14 protein-coding genes are annotated in these 16,928 nt (G+C 60.1%); 5 read left to right on the top strand and 9 right to left on the bottom strand.

Annotated features, from left to right (window positions below):
* Together WCG50_RS11905 and purE are read right to left on the bottom strand one after the other, a co-directional pair.
* Window positions 1-566 (bottom strand): ATP-grasp domain-containing protein (locus WCG50_RS11905; protein ID WP_336899821.1); only part of this gene is annotated, 566 nt, incomplete at its 3' end.
* On the bottom strand, window positions 563-1,054 hold the full coding sequence (purE, locus tag WCG50_RS11900) for a 5-(carboxyamino)imidazole ribonucleotide mutase (protein WP_336899820.1): 492 nt from the start codon (window positions 1,052-1,054) through the stop codon (window positions 563-565). The genes purE and WCG50_RS11905, both read right to left, overlap by 4 nt.
* Window positions 1,055-1,159: 105 nt before the next feature.
* Between purE and trxA the strand changes: the two genes are divergently transcribed.
* Window positions 1,160-2,068 (top strand): thioredoxin, encoded by a 909-nt coding sequence (trxA, locus tag WCG50_RS11895; RefSeq protein WP_336899819.1) that lies wholly within the window; start codon window positions 1,160-1,162, stop codon window positions 2,066-2,068.
* Window position 2,069: 1 nt separating this feature from the next.
* Here the strand turns inward: trxA and WCG50_RS11890 are convergent, their stop codons facing one another.
* The 5 genes from WCG50_RS11890 to pyk form a co-directional block, all read right to left on the bottom strand.
* Complete coding sequence (locus WCG50_RS11890) at window positions 2,070-2,933, bottom strand: HDOD domain-containing protein (RefSeq protein ID WP_336899818.1); 864 nt, start codon at window positions 2,931-2,933, stop codon at window positions 2,070-2,072.
* Window positions 2,934-2,941: 8 nt separating this feature from the next.
* Window positions 2,942-3,268 carry a hypothetical protein gene (locus WCG50_RS11885; RefSeq protein WP_336899817.1) on the bottom strand — a complete coding sequence of 109 codons (327 nt, stop codon included), beginning with the start codon at window positions 3,266-3,268 and terminating at the stop codon, window positions 2,942-2,944.
* Window positions 3,269-3,292: 24 nt separating this feature from the next.
* Window positions 3,293-4,201 carry a phosphoribosylaminoimidazolesuccinocarboxamide synthase gene (locus WCG50_RS11880; RefSeq protein ID WP_336899816.1) on the bottom strand — a complete coding sequence of 303 codons (909 nt, stop codon included), beginning with the start codon at window positions 4,199-4,201 and terminating at the stop codon, window positions 3,293-3,295.
* 96 nt (window positions 4,202-4,297) lie between these two features.
* Window positions 4,298-5,362 (bottom strand): class II fructose-bisphosphate aldolase, encoded by a 1,065-nt coding sequence (gene fba / locus WCG50_RS11875; RefSeq protein WP_336899815.1) that lies wholly within the window; start codon window positions 5,360-5,362, stop codon window positions 4,298-4,300.
* A gap of 71 nt (window positions 5,363-5,433) precedes the next feature.
* On the bottom strand, window positions 5,434-6,867 hold the full coding sequence (pyk, locus tag WCG50_RS11870) for a pyruvate kinase (protein WP_336899814.1): 1,434 nt from the start codon (window positions 6,865-6,867) through the stop codon (window positions 5,434-5,436).
* Window positions 6,868-7,009: 142 nt separating this feature from the next.
* Between pyk and WCG50_RS11865 the strand changes: the two genes are divergently transcribed.
* The 3 genes from WCG50_RS11865 to WCG50_RS11855 are packed head-to-tail and all read left to right on the top strand — an operon-like array spanning window position 7,010 to window position 14,486.
* Window positions 7,010-11,185: a CHASE domain-containing protein gene (locus WCG50_RS11865; RefSeq protein ID WP_336899813.1), complete on the top strand. Its 4,176-nt coding sequence runs from the start codon at window positions 7,010-7,012 to the stop codon at window positions 11,183-11,185.
* Between the two features lie 8 nt (window positions 11,186-11,193).
* Entirely contained in the window at window positions 11,194-12,150 is a 957-nt protein-coding gene (locus WCG50_RS11860) for a diguanylate cyclase (protein WP_336899812.1), read from the top strand.
* On the top strand, window positions 12,147-14,486 hold the full coding sequence (locus WCG50_RS11855; RefSeq protein WP_336899811.1) for an ATP-binding protein: 2,340 nt from the start codon (window positions 12,147-12,149) through the stop codon (window positions 14,484-14,486). The genes WCG50_RS11860 and WCG50_RS11855 overlap by 4 nt, the downstream gene beginning before the upstream one ends.
* Before the next feature lie 65 nt (window positions 14,487-14,551).
* On the opposite strand, the gene WCG50_RS11850 is transcribed toward WCG50_RS11855, so the two are convergent.
* Together WCG50_RS11850 and WCG50_RS11845 are read right to left on the bottom strand one after the other, a co-directional pair.
* A complete protein-coding gene (locus tag WCG50_RS11850) occupies window positions 14,552-14,980 on the bottom strand; it encodes a response regulator (protein WP_336899810.1) in 429 nt (142 codons plus the stop codon).
* 5 nt (window positions 14,981-14,985) lie between these two features.
* Window positions 14,986-16,128: a methyl-accepting chemotaxis protein gene (locus WCG50_RS11845; RefSeq protein WP_336899809.1), complete on the bottom strand. Its 1,143-nt coding sequence runs from the start codon at window positions 16,126-16,128 to the stop codon at window positions 14,986-14,988.
* A gap of 114 nt (window positions 16,129-16,242) precedes the next feature.
* On the opposite strand from WCG50_RS11845, the gene WCG50_RS11840 reads away from it, so the two are divergent.
* The coding region (locus WCG50_RS11840; RefSeq protein WP_336899808.1) for an MASE1 domain-containing protein at window positions 16,243-16,928 on the top strand (686 nt) is incomplete at its 3' end.

Below are 16,928 nucleotides of genomic sequence, written 5' to 3'. Positions count from 1 at the left end.
TCCAGCACGCAGGTGACGTGCTTGAGTTGTGCCCAAGCCGCGGCCAACTCATCCCGTGTGGTGACGCGAAACTGGCCTTTGCCGTCGTAACCCATGCGGGCCGTTTTCAGGATGCCGGGCAACAAATCGTCCGGCACGCCATCCAGTTGCTCGGCCGACGAGATCACCGTGTAAGGCGCGCACGGCACGCCGCAGCGTACAAAATGCGCTTTTTCTTTGACCCGGTCTTGCGCAATGCCAACCGCCTCAGCGCTCGGCGCCACCGGCCGGGCCGAGCCCAGCGTCATCAGGGCGGGTGCGGGCACGTTTTCAAACTCGGTGGTGATAGCGGCGCAGCGCTGCATCAGCTGCGCCAAGCCTTGTTCGTCGAGGTAATCAGACTGAATGTGGTAGTGGCTGACCAAGCCGGCCGGGCTGATCACATCGGGGTCGAGCACCACGGTGAAGTAACCCATGGCTTGCGCCGCCTGCACAAACATGCGCCCGAGTTGGCCACCGCCCATCACGCCGAGCGTGGTTTGCTGGCGGCTGACGGCCGCGCCCGGTAGCAGAGTTTGGCGGCTCATAGCAGCGGGGGCAGCGTCATGCCCCGGGCGATGTTGGTTTGCGCGGCGCGAAATTCGTCGAGTTTGGCACGCAGGGCCGGGTCTTCATTGGCCAGCATGGCCACCGCAAACAGCGCAGCGTTGGCCGCACCGGCGGCACCAATGGCGAAGGTCGCCACCGGGATGCCTTTGGGCATTTGCACAATGCTGTGCAACGAATCTACCCCCGAGAGATGCTTGGAGGCCACTGGCACCCCCAGCACAGGCACGGTGGTTTTGGCGGCCAGCATGCCGGGCAAATGGGCGGCACCTCCGGCGCCGGCGATGATGGCTTTCAGGCCGCGACCGACAGCGGCCTCGGCATAGGCAAACATATCATCCGGCATACGGTGGGCAGAGACCACACGCGCATCATGTGTGATACCAAACTGTTGGAGAATGTGGACTGCATGTTGCATGGTGTCCCAGTCGGAACTGGAACCCATGACGACGCCGATTTGAATGTTCATAGTGTTGTGGACAGAGCTTGCCAGTGCGATACGCTTCGCCAGCGGCGGTCTGTCCCGCAAGTGATCAAAAGTTGAATTTTACTGAACTACCCAGAGCGACTAAAAATGATGAACGTAACGGTTGAAAACTTTGATGCCGAGGTGGTTGACGCCTCGATGCACACCCCGGTGCTGGTGGACTTCTGGGCCCCCTGGTGCGGCCCCTGCAAGGTGATTGGCCCGCTGCTCGAAAAAATCGAGACCGCTTACGCCGGGCGCTTCAAGCTGGTCAAGATCGACTCGGACGAGCAGCAGGAACTGAGCCAGGCCTTTGGCATTCGCAGCATTCCGACCTGCGTGCTGATGTACCAGGGCAAACCGGTCGACGGTTTCACGGGCGCGTTGCCCGAGGGCCAGATCAAGGAATTCCTGGACAAACACCTGCCCGCCGGTGACGTGCTGGAAGCCGAAGTGACGAGCGTCGAGGTCAGCGACGCGCCCGCCGCCGATGATCCGGTGGCGATCGAAGAGGCCTTGCACCAGGCGGTTCTGAAAAACCCGGACGACGAAGACGCCCGCTTTGACTACATCAAGCACTTGCTGCTGGCGGGTCGCGATGACGATGGCAAGGTGGCGTTTGCCCCGGTCATTGCCAAAGCCGCGCATGTGCGCAAATTCGATTCCTTGCAGCGCTGGATGAATGCTATAGATTTTGCAGCGGATCGCGCAGACTTGACGGGGGCTACAGCCAGTTTTGATGAAAAAATAGCGTTAAACAAGCGCGATTTCGACACCCGCTTTGCCAAAGCTCAAACCCTGATGGCGGCGCAAAACTGGGTTGGCGCCATGGACGAGTTGCTAGAGATTTTGATGCGCGACAAAAGCTGGGCTGACGACCTGGCGCGCAAGACCTTCATCGCCATTCTGGACATCATCGAGCCCCCCAAGGTCAAGGTTGCCGATGGTCAGATTCCGCCGGCAGACCCGACCGTGGCCACCTACCGCCGCCGCCTGAGCAGCGTGATTCTGAGTTAATTCAGTGTTTGGGCTCAGCCGGGAAAAAACCATTGGCGTGCCGGCTGCGCCCTTCGATGCGCCCAAACAGCGGTCGAATTTTTTCATCCCAAGTCAGCTCAAGTAGCTCACAGGCTGCGGTTGAAATGTAGGTGACGCGGTTCTCGTCGCGCCCCCCCAGGTCCAACGCATTGGCCAGCACTTCAGCCACATGCACCATGGCCACCAGCGTGTCGCCCGGCGCACTGTCTGGCACATGGTGGCCGCGAATGGCCGCCACAATGCCCGTTGGCAAGGTCCAGTGTTCCGCCAACCAGGCACCCACCGTAGAGTGGTTGACGCCAAAATAATCCTGCTCGACCTCTTCGATGCTGACGGCCTGCGTCAGCGCCTGATGCCAGCATTTTTTATACAGTTCGGGGTTGAAGGTGTAAAACCAGAGCTGACCGATGTCATGCAGCAGGCCGGCCACCAGCGCGGCATCAGAAGAAACGGGCGCCGAGATGTGCAACGCCACTTCTTCACAGCACACGCCCACGGCCACGCAGTGCTTCCAGAACGTGGTGGGCATGCCTTGTACGGCCACGCCACCGACAAACGCACCCAAGCAACTCACCAGCGTGATCTGGCGCACCTGGCCCATGCCGATGAGTGAAATAGCGGTGTACACGTCACTGATTTCACCGGCGTACCGCCCGCGCGCAGAGGCTATATTGGCCATCGAAAGCACGCGCGCCGTGATGACCGGGTCGCGGATGACGCAGTTCGCCAGTACGGTGATCGAACCTTCGGGGTCATCCAGCGCGGCCAGAATATCGGTGACAAAACGCGGAAAACTGGGCAGCTTAGTGCTGTGCAGAATGACCTCTTCACGAGAAATCGTCATAGCGGCCATCATGCGCTCCGGTAGAGCAGCACTTGATCAAACAAGCTTGCCATGGTGGGGTTACTCAAGTCAACACCGTTAAAAATTTCCATCACACGGTTAGCCGAAGCCGCCGCATCAACTGCCACCTGCTCGTCAGAACGTTCATCTGGCAGCTCAATGCACATGAACTCGGCGAAATGGGCGCTGAGCTGGTGCAAATTTTCTTCGGTGAGCGCGTGGCCATCCGGGAAAGTGAGGCTCAGCATGCCCCGGTACACCACACTGAGCGGCGCGCCCAGCACCATGCCCTCTTGGGCGTCACTGATGGGAATATAGGAAAGCCGGGTTCGCATGGCAGTGCTGTGTCTGTGAATGTGTCAGCCTGTCAGGCGCTCCAGCGCTTCCTGGTACTTGGCGGCCGTTTTGGTGATGACCTCGTTGGGCACGCGCGGCGCGGGCGGCGTTTTGCTCCAGGGCTTGCCGTCCACCTGCGCCTGCTCCAGCCAGTCGCGCACAAATTGCTTGTCGTAGCTAGGCGGGTTGGTGCCTTCCTGGTAGCTCTCAGCGGGCCAAAACCGCGAGGAATCGGGGGTGAGCACTTCGTCCATCAGCGTCAGTGTGCCGTCGGCGTCCAGACCAAACTCGAACTTGGTGTCGGCAATGATGATGCCTTTGGTCAGCGCAAACTCGGCAGCCGCCTTGTAAATGGCAATGCTGAGGTCGCGAATGCGGGTGGCCAGGTCGAGGCCGATCATGGCCACGGTTTGCTCGAAGGTGATGTTTTCGTCATGGTCGCCGACCGCTGCCTTGGCGGCGGGGGTGTAAATGGGCTCGGGCAATTTGGAAGCGTTCTTCAAGCCGGGTGGCAACTGCACGCCACACACGGCCTGGTTGTGCTGGTACTCGGCCCAACCACTCCCCGCCAAGTAGCCGCGCACCACGGCTTCCACCGGCAGCGGCTTCAGGCGCTTGACCAGCATGGAGCGGCCCACCACCTGCGGCACTTCGGCCGGCGTCACGGCACTCTCGGGCGTTTCGCCGGTGAGGTGGATCGGGCAAATATTCAAACCCTTGGGGCCAAGTTTTTCAAACCAGAACAGGGCCATTTGCGTCAGCAGCACGCCCTTGCCGGGGATGGGTTCGCCCATGATGACGTCAAACGCGCTCAGGCGGTCGCTCGCCACCATCAGGATGCGGTCGTCGCCCACCGCGTAGTTGTCGCGCACCTTGCCGCGCGCCAGCAGGGGCAGAGAGGTGAGCATGGAGGTGTGAAGGGCAGTCGTCATATCGGGGTACTCAGTGCAGGGACAGCTTAAAAACTAAAAAGGCCCGAAGCGGTGGCGTCACCAGCAACGGGCCTTGATTATCGCAATTAGAAAGTTCTATTGGACGACTTGCGCCAACTCGCCGCGGGCATATTTGCCAGCCACCTCAAACAGGGTGTGGGTCTTGATCTTGGAACCCTGGCCTTCACAACCAAACTCCATGTAGCGCTGCTTGCAAATGCGCATGGCAGCTTCGCGGGCGGGCTTGAGCCAGTCGCGCATGTCGAACTTGTCAGGGTTCTGGAACATGTATTGGCGCACGGCCGCGGTCATGGCCAGGCGGATGTCGGTGTCGATGTTGATCTTGCGCACGCCGAACTTGATGGCTTTTTGAATTTCTTCCACCGGCACGCCGTAGGTTTCTTTCATGTTGCCGCCGAACTCGCGGATGATGGCCAACAAGTCTTGCGGCACGCTGGAAGAACCGTGCATCACCAGATGGGTATTGGGAATGCGCTTGTTGATTTCCATCACGCGGTCAATCGCCAGAATGTCGCCTGTGGGCTTGCGCGTGAATTTGTACGCGCCGTGGCTGGTGCCGATGGCAATCGCCAGCGCGTCCAGTTGGGTGCGCTTGACAAAGTCAGCCGCTTGCTCGGGGTCAGTCAGCATTTGCTCGCGGGTCATGGTGGCATCGGTGCCATGGCCGTCTTCCTTGTCGCCCTTCATGGTCTCCAGCGAGCCCAGGCAGCCCAGTTCGCCTTCGACCGTCACGCCAGTGGCGTGGGCCATGTCGACCACCTTGCGGGTGACTTCGACGTTGTACTCGTAGCTGGCAATGGTTTTGCCGTCCGCCATCAGGGAGCCGTCCATCATCACCGAGCTGAAGCCCAGGTTGATGGCGCCCTGGCAGACGTCCACGTTTTGACCGTGATCCTGGTGCATTACCAGCGGAATGTGTGGGTAGGCCTCAACCGCCGCCTGAATCAGGTGCTTGATGAACGACTCACCCGCGTACTTGCGGGCACCCGCACTGGCTTGCAGGATGACCGGCGCGCCGACTTCATCAGCGGCGGCCATGACGGCCTGCACCTGCTCCAGGTTATTGACATTAAAAGCTGGAATGCCGTAGCCATTGACGGCAGCGTGGTCCAGAAGTTCGCGCATTGAAACGAGAGCCATTTGATATCCCTTCAGAGTTGGTAACCGCTTGGTAACTTGTACCGATCGGCGAATTTTACCCCTCAGAAAACTCAGGAGACCTGACAAATCTTAAGCATATTGGTGCCGCCGGGCGCGCCCATCGGTTCCCCGCAGGTAATGGCGTAGATATCACCCGTTTGAACAATGCCCCGGTTTTTCAGGTGGTTCTCGACCTCGGACAGTGCCGTGTCACGAACGGCACTGGTGTCAATGAAGAGCGGGCGCACATTGCGGTAAATCGCCATCTTGCGCTGCGTTGCCACTTTGGAGGTGAGCGCGTAAATCGGCACCTGAATCAGGTGACGACTCATCCACAAGGCCGTGGAGCCACTGTCGGTCATGGCCACAATCGCCTTGGCGCCCAAGTGGTGCGCGGTAAACAGCGCGCCCATGGCAATCGACTGATCAATGCGCTTGAAGGTCTTGCCGGTGAAATCGGCTTCCAGTTCAAAGTCGGCGTGCCCTTCGGCCGCATGGCAAATATTGGCCATCTCGACCACGGTTTCCAGCGGGAATTTACCGGCGGCGGTCTCGGCCGACAACATCACGGCATCGGTGCCATCCAGCACCGCGTTGGCCACATCGCTCACCTCGGCGCGGGTCGGCACCGGGTTGGTAATCATGGACTCCATCATCTGCGTGGCGGTGATCACGAACTTGTCATTTTCACGGGCCAGTTTGATCATTCGTTTTTGCAAGGCGGGCACCGCCGCATTGCCAACCTCAACCGCCAGATCGCCCCGCGCCACCATGATGCCGTCGCTGGCCATCAAAATTTCCAGCAGTTTCGGGATCGCCTCGGCCCGCTCGATCTTGGCGATCAGGCCCGGCTTGTGGCCGTATTCGGCCGCAGCCACGTTGCACAACTGGCGCGCCAGTTCCATGTCGATCGCATTCTTGGGGAAACTCACGGCCACGTAGTCGGCCTGGAAACTCATGGCGGTACGGATATCGTCCATGTCCTTGGCGGTCAGTGCGGGTGCCGTCAAGCCACCGCCCTGTTTGTTGATGCCTTTGTTGTTCGACAACTCGCCACCGAGCTTGACCGTGGTGTAGACCTGCTCACCCCGGACCGAGTCCACCGTGATGACGATCAGCCCGTCGTTGAGCAGCAGCACATCGCCAGCCTTGACCTCGCGCGGCAGCGCCTTGTAATCGAGCCCGACGGCGTCGATGTCACCCAGTTCGGTGCGGGCAGCGTCGAGCACAAACTTCTGACCGGGCACCAGCATGATGCTGCCGTCGGCAAACTTGCCAACCCGAATTTTGGGCCCCTGCAGGTCGGCCATGATGGCGACCTCGCGACCGACCCGGCTCGCCACTTCGCGCACCATGCGCGCCCGGTCGATATGGTCTTGCGCCTTGCCATGGCTGAAATTCAGGCGAACCACATTGACACCGGCGCGAATCATCTGCTCCAGCACGGCGGGGTCACTGGAGGCGGGGCCAAGAGTGGCGACGATTTTGGTTGCGCGACGGGTCATGTAAGTGTCTCCTTGTAATTAAGTTTCGCATTTTCACATGGAAGCAGTTACATGGCAGTAACAGCTTTCCAACCGCTAACGCCGTATGAAAATGCCGCTGATAATCCAGCTTCTAAATCGACGACAAAGACACCCTGAGTCCATGCGCTTAAAACACGACATTAGCCCCTTGAAATATGGTTGGAAGCCCTTGCTATCTGCCCTCGTCATGTTGGTGGCCGGGTTGTCGCTCACGGTCTACAGCCTGCACGTCACACGCGAAAACCTGCGTGATTCGGCTTTGCTGGCCTTCAACCTGTACGTTGACAATTTAGAAGCTGCTGTGCAAACCCAGTTCCGCCAACCACTCTATGGCATTCGAGGAGCCATTGGCGCGCAGGCCAGCACACGCGCCTCCAGCGAGATGAAACGCGATAACTTTCGCGCCTATGTGATGACGCGTGACATCGCCACAGAATTCCCTGGCATCCGCGGCTTTGGCTATATAGAACGCGTGATGCGACCCGACCTGGCCCGCTTTGAGGCGGCCGAGAAGAATGACAAATCTCCGTTTTTCAGCGTCAAGACCAAAGGCAATGCCGACGATTTGTACGTTGTTAAATACCTCGAACCTCTGGCCGGCAACGAGTCCGCCATCGGGCTGGACATGGGTTCTGAGCCGGTACGCCGCGAGGCCGTTGAACGCGCCATCGCAAGCGGTGCGCCCAGCCTCTCTGGCGCCCTTTCGCTGGTGCAGGCTGGCGAAAAGGAGCCGGGTTTTCTTTACCTGGTGCCGGTGTTCCCCGATGGCACCACACCAGACACGCCCCAGACCCGACGCGAACTGCTTGTCGGGCTGTTTTACTCGCCCCTGATCGCCAGCGAACTGCTGCACAACACCTTGGCCATCACCCACGGTGACGTCGATTTTGAAATTTTTGACGGTGCCACGGCCTCCCCTGAGAGCCTGGTTTTTTCGTCGCCCCCCGCTTTCGACGACCCGGCCAAATCGCGGACACCAGCCAATTTCCTGAACGAACGCAGCTTCCAGGATGTCAGGGGCCTGATCATTGGCGGGCGTCTGCTGACACTGCGCTCGGGCAGCAGTGCCGGGTTTGATGCCGAACGCAGCACCAGCACGCCGTTGCTGGTCGGGGCTGGCGGTATCGCTCTGAGCTTGCTGCTGGCTTTCATTGTCTGGTTGCTGCTGATCGGGCGCGCTCGCGCTGAAAACATGGCGCAGTCCATGAACGCTGACCTGGGCCGCCTGTTGAGCGCCCAAAAAGCCAACAACGAGCAATTGAACCGTGCCATCCGCGAATCCCAGTCCCTGATGGAGGCCATTGACCTGCACTCGATCGTGTCTATCTCCAATCCGGCCGGCAACATCATCTATGCCAACGACCTTTTTTGCATCACCAGTGGGTACAGCCGCGAAGAACTGATGGGGCAAAACCACCGCATCCTCAAGTCTGACGCCCAACCTGCTCCGTTTTGGGACAAGATGTGGAAGACCATCTCCAACGGTTACGTCTGGCGCGGTGTGGTGTGCAATCGCGCCAAGAACGGCTCCCTGTACTGGGTCGACAGCGTCATCTCACCATTCTTTGACGACAACGGCATCGAGAAATACATCTCCATCCGTACCGACATCACGCAAGCCCGCGCTGCACAACTGGAACTGGCCAATGAACGCGAGCGCCTGAACAACATCATCATCGGCACCCGCACCGGCACCTGGGAGTGGAATGTGCAAACCGATGCGCTCGTCATCAATGAGCGCTGGGCCGACATCATTGGCTACGCCCTGCCTGAACTGAGTCCGGTCAGCGTGGCGGTCTGGTTTGAGAAGTGTCACCCTGACGACCTGAAAACGGCAGAAGCCCTGCTGGCCCGGCACATTGAAGGCGCGCTGGGCTACTACGAATGCGAAATCCGGATGCGCCACCGCGACGGCCATTGGGTCTGGATTCAGGACCGGGGCAAGGTGACCTCCTGGACCGCCGATGGCAAACCGGAGTGGATGTCGGGCACCCACCTGGACATCTCGGCCCAAAAACTCGCAGCCGCCGAGACCGCGCGCACCACCGCCATGCTGCAGTCGGTACTGGACGCGGCCTCCGAAGTGGCCGTCATCACCACCGGGCTCGACCGCACCATCACGCTCTTCAACACCGGCGCCGAGCGCATGCTGGGCTACACCGCAGCAGAAGTGGTGGGCATCCACAGCACCGCGCTGTTTGCCGACCCCGACGAAATCAAGACCCGCGCGCTCGAAATGACGCTCGAACTCGGCACCCCGGTGGCCGAGGCCGATGTCATCATTCATGAATCGATGCTCGGCAAAAAATCCGAGTGGACCCAAGTCCGCAAAAATGGCAGTCGTTTTTTGGCGGCACTGGTCATCACCCCGCTGACCGATGCCAACGGCATGCGCACCGGTTATCTGGGCATCAGCCACGACATCAGCACCGAAAAAGACTACGAAAACTGGCTGCAAACCGCCATGCAGGCCGCTGAAGCGGCCACCACCGCCAAGAGCCAGTTCCTGGCCAACATGAGCCACGAAATTCGCACCCCCATGAATGCCATTCTGGGCATGCTCAAGCTGTTGCAAAACACCGAACTGACGCCCCGACAACTCGACTACGCCAGCAAAACCGAAGGGGCCGCCAAGTCGCTTCTGGGCTTGTTAAATGACATCCTGGATTTCTCCAAGATGGACGCCGCCAAGATGGAACTCGACCTGCAACCATTCCGGGTCGACCGCCTGATACGCGACCTCTCCGTCATCGTTTCGGCCAATGTCGACAACAAACCGGTGTCCCTGCGTTTTGACATCGATCCCGCGGCACCTCAAGCCCTGGTGGGCGATGCCATGCGCCTGCAGCAAGTGCTCATCAACCTGAGCGGCAATGCCATCAAATTCACCGAAAAGGGCGAGGTGGTCATTCAAATCCGGCAACTGGCTCGGACGGACGCCGACACCACCTTGCGTTTTTCGGTCAAGGACAGTGGCATCGGCATTGCCGCCGACAAGCTGGCGCATATTTTTACCGGCTTCTCTCAAGCCGAGGCCTCCACGACCCGGCGCTTTGGTGGCACTGGCCTGGGGCTGTCCATCTCCCGCCAACTGGTCACGCTGATGGGCGGCGAACTGGCCGTCGACAGCGTGCTGGGCCAAGGCAGTACGTTTTACTTCACCCTGACACTGCCCGCCACGGAACTGGCTGCCGATGAGCAAGATCAGGTCATCAAAGTTCCCACCGTCACCCAGCGCCGCCTTGAAGGTATGCGCCTGCTGGTGGTTGAAGACAACATGATCAACCAGCAAGTGGCCGAGGAACTCCTCAGCAACGAAGGGGCACTGATTGAAATTGCGGCCAACGGCCAACTGGGTGTTGCGGCCGTTGCAGCCGCGAATCCCCCGTTTGATGCGGTGCTGATGGACCTGCAGATGCCGGTGATGGATGGCTTCGAAGCCACCCGCGCCATTCGCACGGAACTGGGGCTAACCCAGCTGCCCATCATCGCCATGACGGCCAACGCCATGGCCTCCGACCGCGAAGCCTGTCTGGCCGCGGGCATGAACGACCACGTAGGCAAGCCTTTCAACTTGCCGCAGTTGATCAAGTTACTGCAAACCATCACCCACTCCACGGCGGGTGCCCCGGTGGTCACGCCAGTCCAGGGCCCGGTGACACCAACCGCCGCAACCGTGACCGCCACCCCGGAAGGCATTGACGTGGTGGGCGCGCTGGAGCGTCTGGGTGGCAACACCGATTTGTACGCCCGCATCCTGCAGGAATACCTCAGCGAAATTGCCCGCCTGCCGGACCAACTCGACCTGCTGCTGCGCAATAGTGACCTGGCCGGGGCCGCCCGCCTGCTGCACACCCTCAAAGGACTCTCGGCCACGGTCGGCGCCAGCCCATTGGCCACGGTGGCCCGGGAAGCAGAGAGTCTTGTCAAAGGCGTGAATGCCGAAGCCGCTCTCAAGCAAAGCGAGCTGCACGCCCACTTTCGCGAAGCCGTTGCCAACACCATGCGCAGCATGGGCACAATCGCCCGCCAACTTGTTCAAGCGTCAGGACCGGTGCACCTCGCCCCAGCCCCTACCGAGTTGGACCAACCCCACACCGTGGCACAGCTGCGCGAACTGCAAACCCTGCTCAAGCGTGCCAACATGCGCGCCGTGGACGTCCATGCGCAACTCGACAACGCGCTGGCGCAGATCGCCCCTGATGAATTCATAGCCTTGAATGCCGCCATGGTCACTTTCGACTTTGCGCAGGCTGTGGTTCAATGTGAGTCCTTGATCCAGAAACTAAGCCGATAGCCCTGACCATGCTTTACGTCGACGCCCCCATTGCCAATCTGTTGGACGGCACCCGCGGCCAGCCCAAATTGCTGGTGGTGGACGACCAGCCGATCAACATCCAGGTGATGTACCAGATTTTTTCGGCCGATTTTCAGGTCTTCATGGCCACCAGTGGCGCCCAGGCGCTGGCCCTGTGCAAAGACAACCCGCCCGACCTCGTGCTGCTCGACATCGTGATGCCCGGCATGGACGGTTTTGAGGTCTGCACCCGGCTCAAGGCCGATGAAACCACGCGCGATATTCCGGTTATTTTTGTCACGGCCTACACCGATGCCATTCAGGAAACCCGGGGCCTCAGCGTTGGCGCGGTGGATTTCATTTCCAAGCCGGTCAACCCGGCTGTGGTGCGGGCCCGGGTCAAGACCCACATCACCCTGAAACTACAGTCCGATGTGATGCGCCGCCTGGTGTTTCTGGACGGTCTGACCGGTGTCTACAACCGGCGCTATTTTGACCAGCAATTCGCCATGGAAATGGCCCGTTCGGTGCGCAACCAGTCCCCACTGTCCCTGATCATGCTGGACGTGGATTATTTCAAGCGTTTCAACGACTACTACGGCCACCAGGCCGGGGACGACTGTCTGCGCCAGATTGCCACCACCTTGAAAGAAGGCCTGCGCCGCCCCGCCGACCTGGTCGCGCGCTATGGTGGCGAAGAATTTGCCTGCATCCTGCCCGAGACCGAGTTTCATGACGCCATGGCACTGGCGATTGAGTTGGAGCAGCGTATTCGCGAGAAGAACATCCCCCATGCCAACTCCGATGCGGCGGCGGTGGTCACCATCAGCCTGGGCGTGTCGGGCCGAACTGGCGACACCCCGGGCGACGCCAGCGCCTTGCTGGCCCAGGCCGATGTCCAGCTCTACATAGCCAAAAATGCAGGCCGGGCCCGGGTCTGCGGTGAACTGATGTTGTCGGCATGAGTCAGGGTCGACTGATTAGCGTACTCATTCGCCTGTTTAACAACTGGCGCCCCCGCAGCCTGGAGCGCCAGCTGATGCTGCTGACCGCCGCTTGTCTGGTGACCTCGATCCTGGGCTATGGCGCCTACACCGCCAAGCAACAAACCGACCAGGCCCGCGCCACCATCTCGGCGCAAATGGCCGCGCTGGCACAAAACCTGGCCACCATCAACGCCTACTTCCTGATCACAGAAGACCTGGCGAGCATCGAAACCATCACCGTCCAGACCGCCACCGTACCGGGTATTTATTCAGTTCTGGTGGCTGATTTAACCGGCAAACCACTGAGCGAAGTCGTGAACCAGAAGGGCTTGTGGTCGCCACGCTTCAGCACCGTCAAACTGCCGCTGCCAAGCGTCTTGAAACCAGTCACCCTGGTGGAGTCGCACGACACCACCGCCACCATGCGTGATTTTCTGGTGGGCAATGAAGGAAAGATTTCGGCCTGGCATCCCGTGGTGGCCAGCGGCAGGCCGCTCGGCTGGGTGCGGGTGAGCTACCGGCTCGACGGCTTCAATCAGATTGCGCTGGACATCTGGACACAAGCGCTGTTGGTCATCGTGCTGGCCATCAGCGCCACATTGCTTTTATTGAAGCTGTTGCTGCGACCGCCGATGCGGGCGCTGCGGGCGGCCACCACGTTCGCGAGCGAGCTCGACCATGACTTGGGCGCCAAAATCCGGGTGGCGCATGGAACGGCTGAAATTGAGGCGCTGGGCAACGCCTTGAACATTGTGTCGGAGCGACTCTTCACCCAAAACAAAGACCTCAGCAGCCAAAAATTTGCGCTGGACCAGCACGCCATCGTCAGCATCACCGATCTGGACGGAAACATCACCTACGCCAACGACCGGTTTTGCCAGATCAGCGGCTACTCACGCGAAGAACTGCTGGGTGCCAACCACCGCATCGTCAAGTCAGGCTTTCATCCCCCGGAACTCTATGCCGAGTTATGGCACACCATCACCCAGGGCAAGGTCTGGCGCAGCGAAGTCAAAAATCGCAAGAAAGATGGCACGCACTACTGGGTTGATGCCACCATCGTGCCCCTGACGGGTGCCAACGGCTTGCCCCAGCAGTACATCGGCATCCGCACCGACATCACGGCCATCAAGGACATGGAGCTCTCCTTGCAGCTCGCCACCGCCAAGGCCGAAGCGGCCAACCGGGCCAAGAGCGATTTTCTGGCCAACATGAGCCACGAAATTCGCACTCCCATGAATGGTGTCATCGGCATGACCGAGCTGGCACTCGACACTGACCTCGACGAAGAGCAGCGCGCTTACCTCACCACGGTCCAAAGCTCGGCCGAGTCGCTGATGGTGATCCTCAACGATATTCTGGATTTTTCGAAAATCGAGGCCGGCAAGCTGCACATCGAAGCGGTTGATTTCCCACTCGCCAGCACCCTCACCGACATCCTCACCCCGATTGGTGCGCGCGCCACGCAAAAAGGCCTGGCCCTCATCATCCAACTCGCCCCTGACCTGCCCGATCACGTGCTGGGCGACTTCGGTCGCATTCGCCAGATTCTCACCAACCTGTGCGACAACGCCATCAAGTTCACCGCCAAAGGCAGCGTCACGGTTCAGGTTCAAAGCACGCCTGTCGGCGAAGAGGCGTTTGAGGTTCACCTGTCAGTGCGCGACACCGGCATTGGCATCCCGCTTGACAAGCAGCAAGGCATTTTTGAGGCTTTCAGCCAGGCCGACAACTCGACCACGCGCCGCTTTGGCGGCACCGGCCTGGGGCTGACCATCAGCACCCGGCTGGTGGCGCTGATGGGCGGGCGCATCTGGGTAGAAAGTAGCCCGGGCGTCGGCAGCACATTTCACTTCACCGTGCGGATGGGCCGCGGCGTCATGCCCGAGCAGGCGCCCGCACCGGAAACACCGCAAACCGCACTGGCTCTGCGCCCACTGCATGTCCTGCTGGTCGAAGACAACCCGGTGAACCAGATGTTGTCGACCTTGCTGCTGGAAAAATGGGGCCACACCGTGGTGACCGCTGAGAATGGCCAAGAAGCCGTCGATTTATTCCCAACCCAACACTGGGACATTGTGCTGATGGACATGCAAATGCCAGTGATGGGTGGCCTGGAAGCCACCACCCTGATCCGTGCGCTGGAACCGGCCGACCGGCATGTGCCGATCATCGCGGTCACCGCCAATGCCATGGAATCCGACCGCGACGCCTGCCGGCAAGCTGGCATGGACGAGCACTTGGCCAAGCCCATGAAAGCCACCGAGCTTCAGGAGATATTGGCGCGTTTTTGCACCCTTGGCGCGGCAGTCTAAATATTAATCAAATAGGGCTCTAGCCCCCGTACTACCTGCGCAAGTAGCTATAAATTAAATAGCGATCAGGCGAGTTTTGAAATCAGGGCCGACAAGGCTGACCGACCCACCGGTTTGGGCACCGAGCCCAGCAGCGTGAAGCGCCGCAGTTCTGCCACCAGCGACGCAGCGCGCATCACATCGGCGCTTTGGCCCGAGACAATGATCAAGGCGCCCTGGTAGCCGGTTTTGGCGACCGACTCCATGAACTGAAACCCATCCATGCCCGGCATGTGCAGGTCCATCACCAGCAGGTGAAATGGTTGCGGCCTGCCGGCCATGGTTTGCAGCGCCTGGGCGCCGCTGCTGGCCAGCGTGATGTCTGTGATGCCCAAACTTTTCAGCACTTCAGAGATCATTTCCAACTGGAACGAGTCGTCGTCCACCAGCAAAACCTTGAGTTCGTTGCGAGCCACGGGCGCGGATTTTTTTTTGGAAGAAGCAGTCAGAGGCATGGCGATCACCGTGAGTTACGTTGGTAATGTTGGTCCTTCATGTTGGAGGACTTGTTCAAGGCCTCCAACCATTCGTCAGACGTTGGCAGCGGATCGGTATCGATCTGCGCCAGGGTGTGCTGCATATTATCGATGTTGCCATGCACCCCATCCAGAATTTGCGAAACCCGGTCCTGAAATTGCAGCGCTACCAGTTGTTTTTCGACTTCCCGCCGCACCACAATGCCATGCTTGTGCATGCCGTCGGCCGACTCGCCGAGTTTGCGCACATGGCCGAGCACGTGCTCTACCAACTCACCCGACAGTGCCACCGCGTGCTTGTCATGCACGGTGGCTTCTTCGGCGTTGGCGAGGGTGGCGGTCATGATGGAGCCCACCTTCAGAACCCGCTCGCCAATGCGCTTGCCGGTTTCAGCCGAGCGCTGCGACAGCATGCGCACCTCGGCCGCCACCACGGCAAAGCCGCGGCCGGACTCACCGGCCCGCGCCGCCTCAATCGCGGCATTCAGCGCCAACAGGTTGGTCTGCGCGGCGATGCTGCGCACCTCGGCCGCCATTTCCTGCAACTCCATCGTTTCACGGGCCAGATTGCGAATGTTCATCAACAATACATCTTTGCCCTCGATCACGCTGGTCAGGGACAAGACCACCGGCTGCAACTCGCGCTCGCACAAGTCGAGCAAGCCAATGGCATTGTCCGCATTGATGTCCAGGCCCGCGTGGCTCACGCCACCGCCAATACCAGCCAGGTCAAACTGCTCCAGCACCGATGAAAAACTGGAGGTGAGTTGAAGAATGGCGCCTTCTGTCTGGCTTTTCACCAGGTCCACATGAAACTGCCAGGCCGGCAGCACATCCTGCAACAGGCTCGCGAGTTCTTGCTGGGCATCGTGGGCCTGCGCCTCAGCCTGGTTTTGCGCGTCCTCAAGCTGTTGGTGCGTGGCCTGCCACTGCATGAGCAAGCCACCGATGGATCCCGCCGCCAGCAGGCTGACCCCCAGCCAGGACACCCAGGGCACCCAAGCGCCGGACAGCCACAAAGGCAGCGAACCCAGCAACGCGATCGACAACGGCGCCAGCACCCAAAGCAGGACCGATGGGCTGCGCGTGGCGGGTGCGAGGTCAGGCGCATAGGGGTCGAACGTCATCAGAATTTTCCCTTGATCTTAGTTAAGAATGATAAACGGGATTTCCCCTTTTTCAGCACTCATTTCCTCTCTGCTCAGCGCCATAATGGAGGCCTTCCTCGCCCCTGAAGTCTGATGAATAAAACCCCCTCACCCTGGCGTCCGACTGAACTATTAAAGCTGCTTGGCGTGGCCTTGCTTTACGGTTTGGCATCGCGGATGGTGCTCTCCTATTTTTCGCTCGAAGGCGAAGGCAACATTTTTTCCCTCGCCAGCGGCTTGGCACTGGCTGCCTTGCTCCTCGGCGGCAAGCGCTATGCGGGCGCTGTCGCAGCAGGCGCACTGGTTACCAACCTGCTCACGGGCGACCTGCTCTGGCTGGCCTCAGCCAAGGCTGCGGGCGTGGCGCTATCGCCCCTGCTGGGCGCGTGGCTCATTCAGCGCTCGAGCACCTTTGACACGCACTTACCGAAACTGAAAGACCTGCTGCAAATGGGGTTGGGCGGTTTTGTAGGCGCAGCGGCGAGCGCGCTGATCGTCAGCACCAGTTTGCTGTTCGCCGGTGATTTGAGCCACAACACCTACCTGAACTCGCTCATAAACATTTGGATGGGAGAAACCTTGGGCATTGTCCTGGTGACGCCCCTGATTCTGGTGTGGTGGCCCACTGCCACCAACCGCACCCCGCGCCCCAGCCCCCAACTGCTGGCGGAGGCCGTGCTCATTCTGGGGCTGTGCGGATTGGTGGGGGGCATTGTGTTCCTTGACTGGTGGCACAACCGGGTGCCTACCTGGCTCCATTTGTGGTTCAGTGAAGTCTC

This window comes from Rhodoferax sp., from assembly GCF_037143375.1.
Lineage (GTDB): Bacteria > Pseudomonadota > Gammaproteobacteria > Burkholderiales > Burkholderiaceae_C > Rhodoferax.
Note: the sequence above shows the minus strand (reverse complement) of the source record. Positions and strands in the feature narration are given on the sequence as shown.

Excerpts from the sequence above, each read along its gene's own strand:
- WCG50_RS11865 (WP_336899813.1), top strand. The coding sequence starts at position 7,010 with ATGCGCTTAAAACACGACATTAGCCCCTTGAAATATGGTTGGAAGCCC.
- WCG50_RS11860 (WP_336899812.1), top strand. The coding sequence starts at position 11,194 with ATGCTTTACGTCGACGCCCCCATTGCCAATCTGTTGGACGGCACCCGC.
- WCG50_RS11855 (WP_336899811.1), top strand. The coding sequence starts at position 12,147 with ATGAGTCAGGGTCGACTGATTAGCGTACTCATTCGCCTGTTTAACAAC.
- WCG50_RS11845 (WP_336899809.1), bottom strand. The coding sequence starts at position 16,128 with ATGACGTTCGACCCCTATGCGCCTGACCTCGCACCCGCCACGCGCAGC.
- WCG50_RS11885 (WP_336899817.1), bottom strand. The coding sequence starts at position 3,268 with ATGCGAACCCGGCTTTCCTATATTCCCATCAGTGACGCCCAAGAGGGC.
- purE (WP_336899820.1), bottom strand. The coding sequence starts at position 1,054 with ATGAACATTCAAATCGGCGTCGTCATGGGTTCCAGTTCCGACTGGGAC.
- WCG50_RS11850 (WP_336899810.1), bottom strand. The coding sequence starts at position 14,980 with ATGCCTCTGACTGCTTCTTCCAAAAAAAAATCCGCGCCCGTGGCTCGC.
- trxA (WP_336899819.1), top strand. The coding sequence starts at position 1,160 with ATGATGAACGTAACGGTTGAAAACTTTGATGCCGAGGTGGTTGACGCC.
- WCG50_RS11890 (WP_336899818.1), bottom strand. The coding sequence starts at position 2,933 with ATGACGATTTCTCGTGAAGAGGTCATTCTGCACAGCACTAAGCTGCCC.
- WCG50_RS11880 (WP_336899816.1), bottom strand. The coding sequence starts at position 4,201 with ATGACGACTGCCCTTCACACCTCCATGCTCACCTCTCTGCCCCTGCTG.
- pyk (WP_336899814.1), bottom strand. The coding sequence starts at position 6,867 with ATGACCCGTCGCGCAACCAAAATCGTCGCCACTCTTGGCCCCGCCTCC.
- fba (WP_336899815.1), bottom strand. The coding sequence starts at position 5,362 with ATGGCTCTCGTTTCAATGCGCGAACTTCTGGACCACGCTGCCGTCAAT.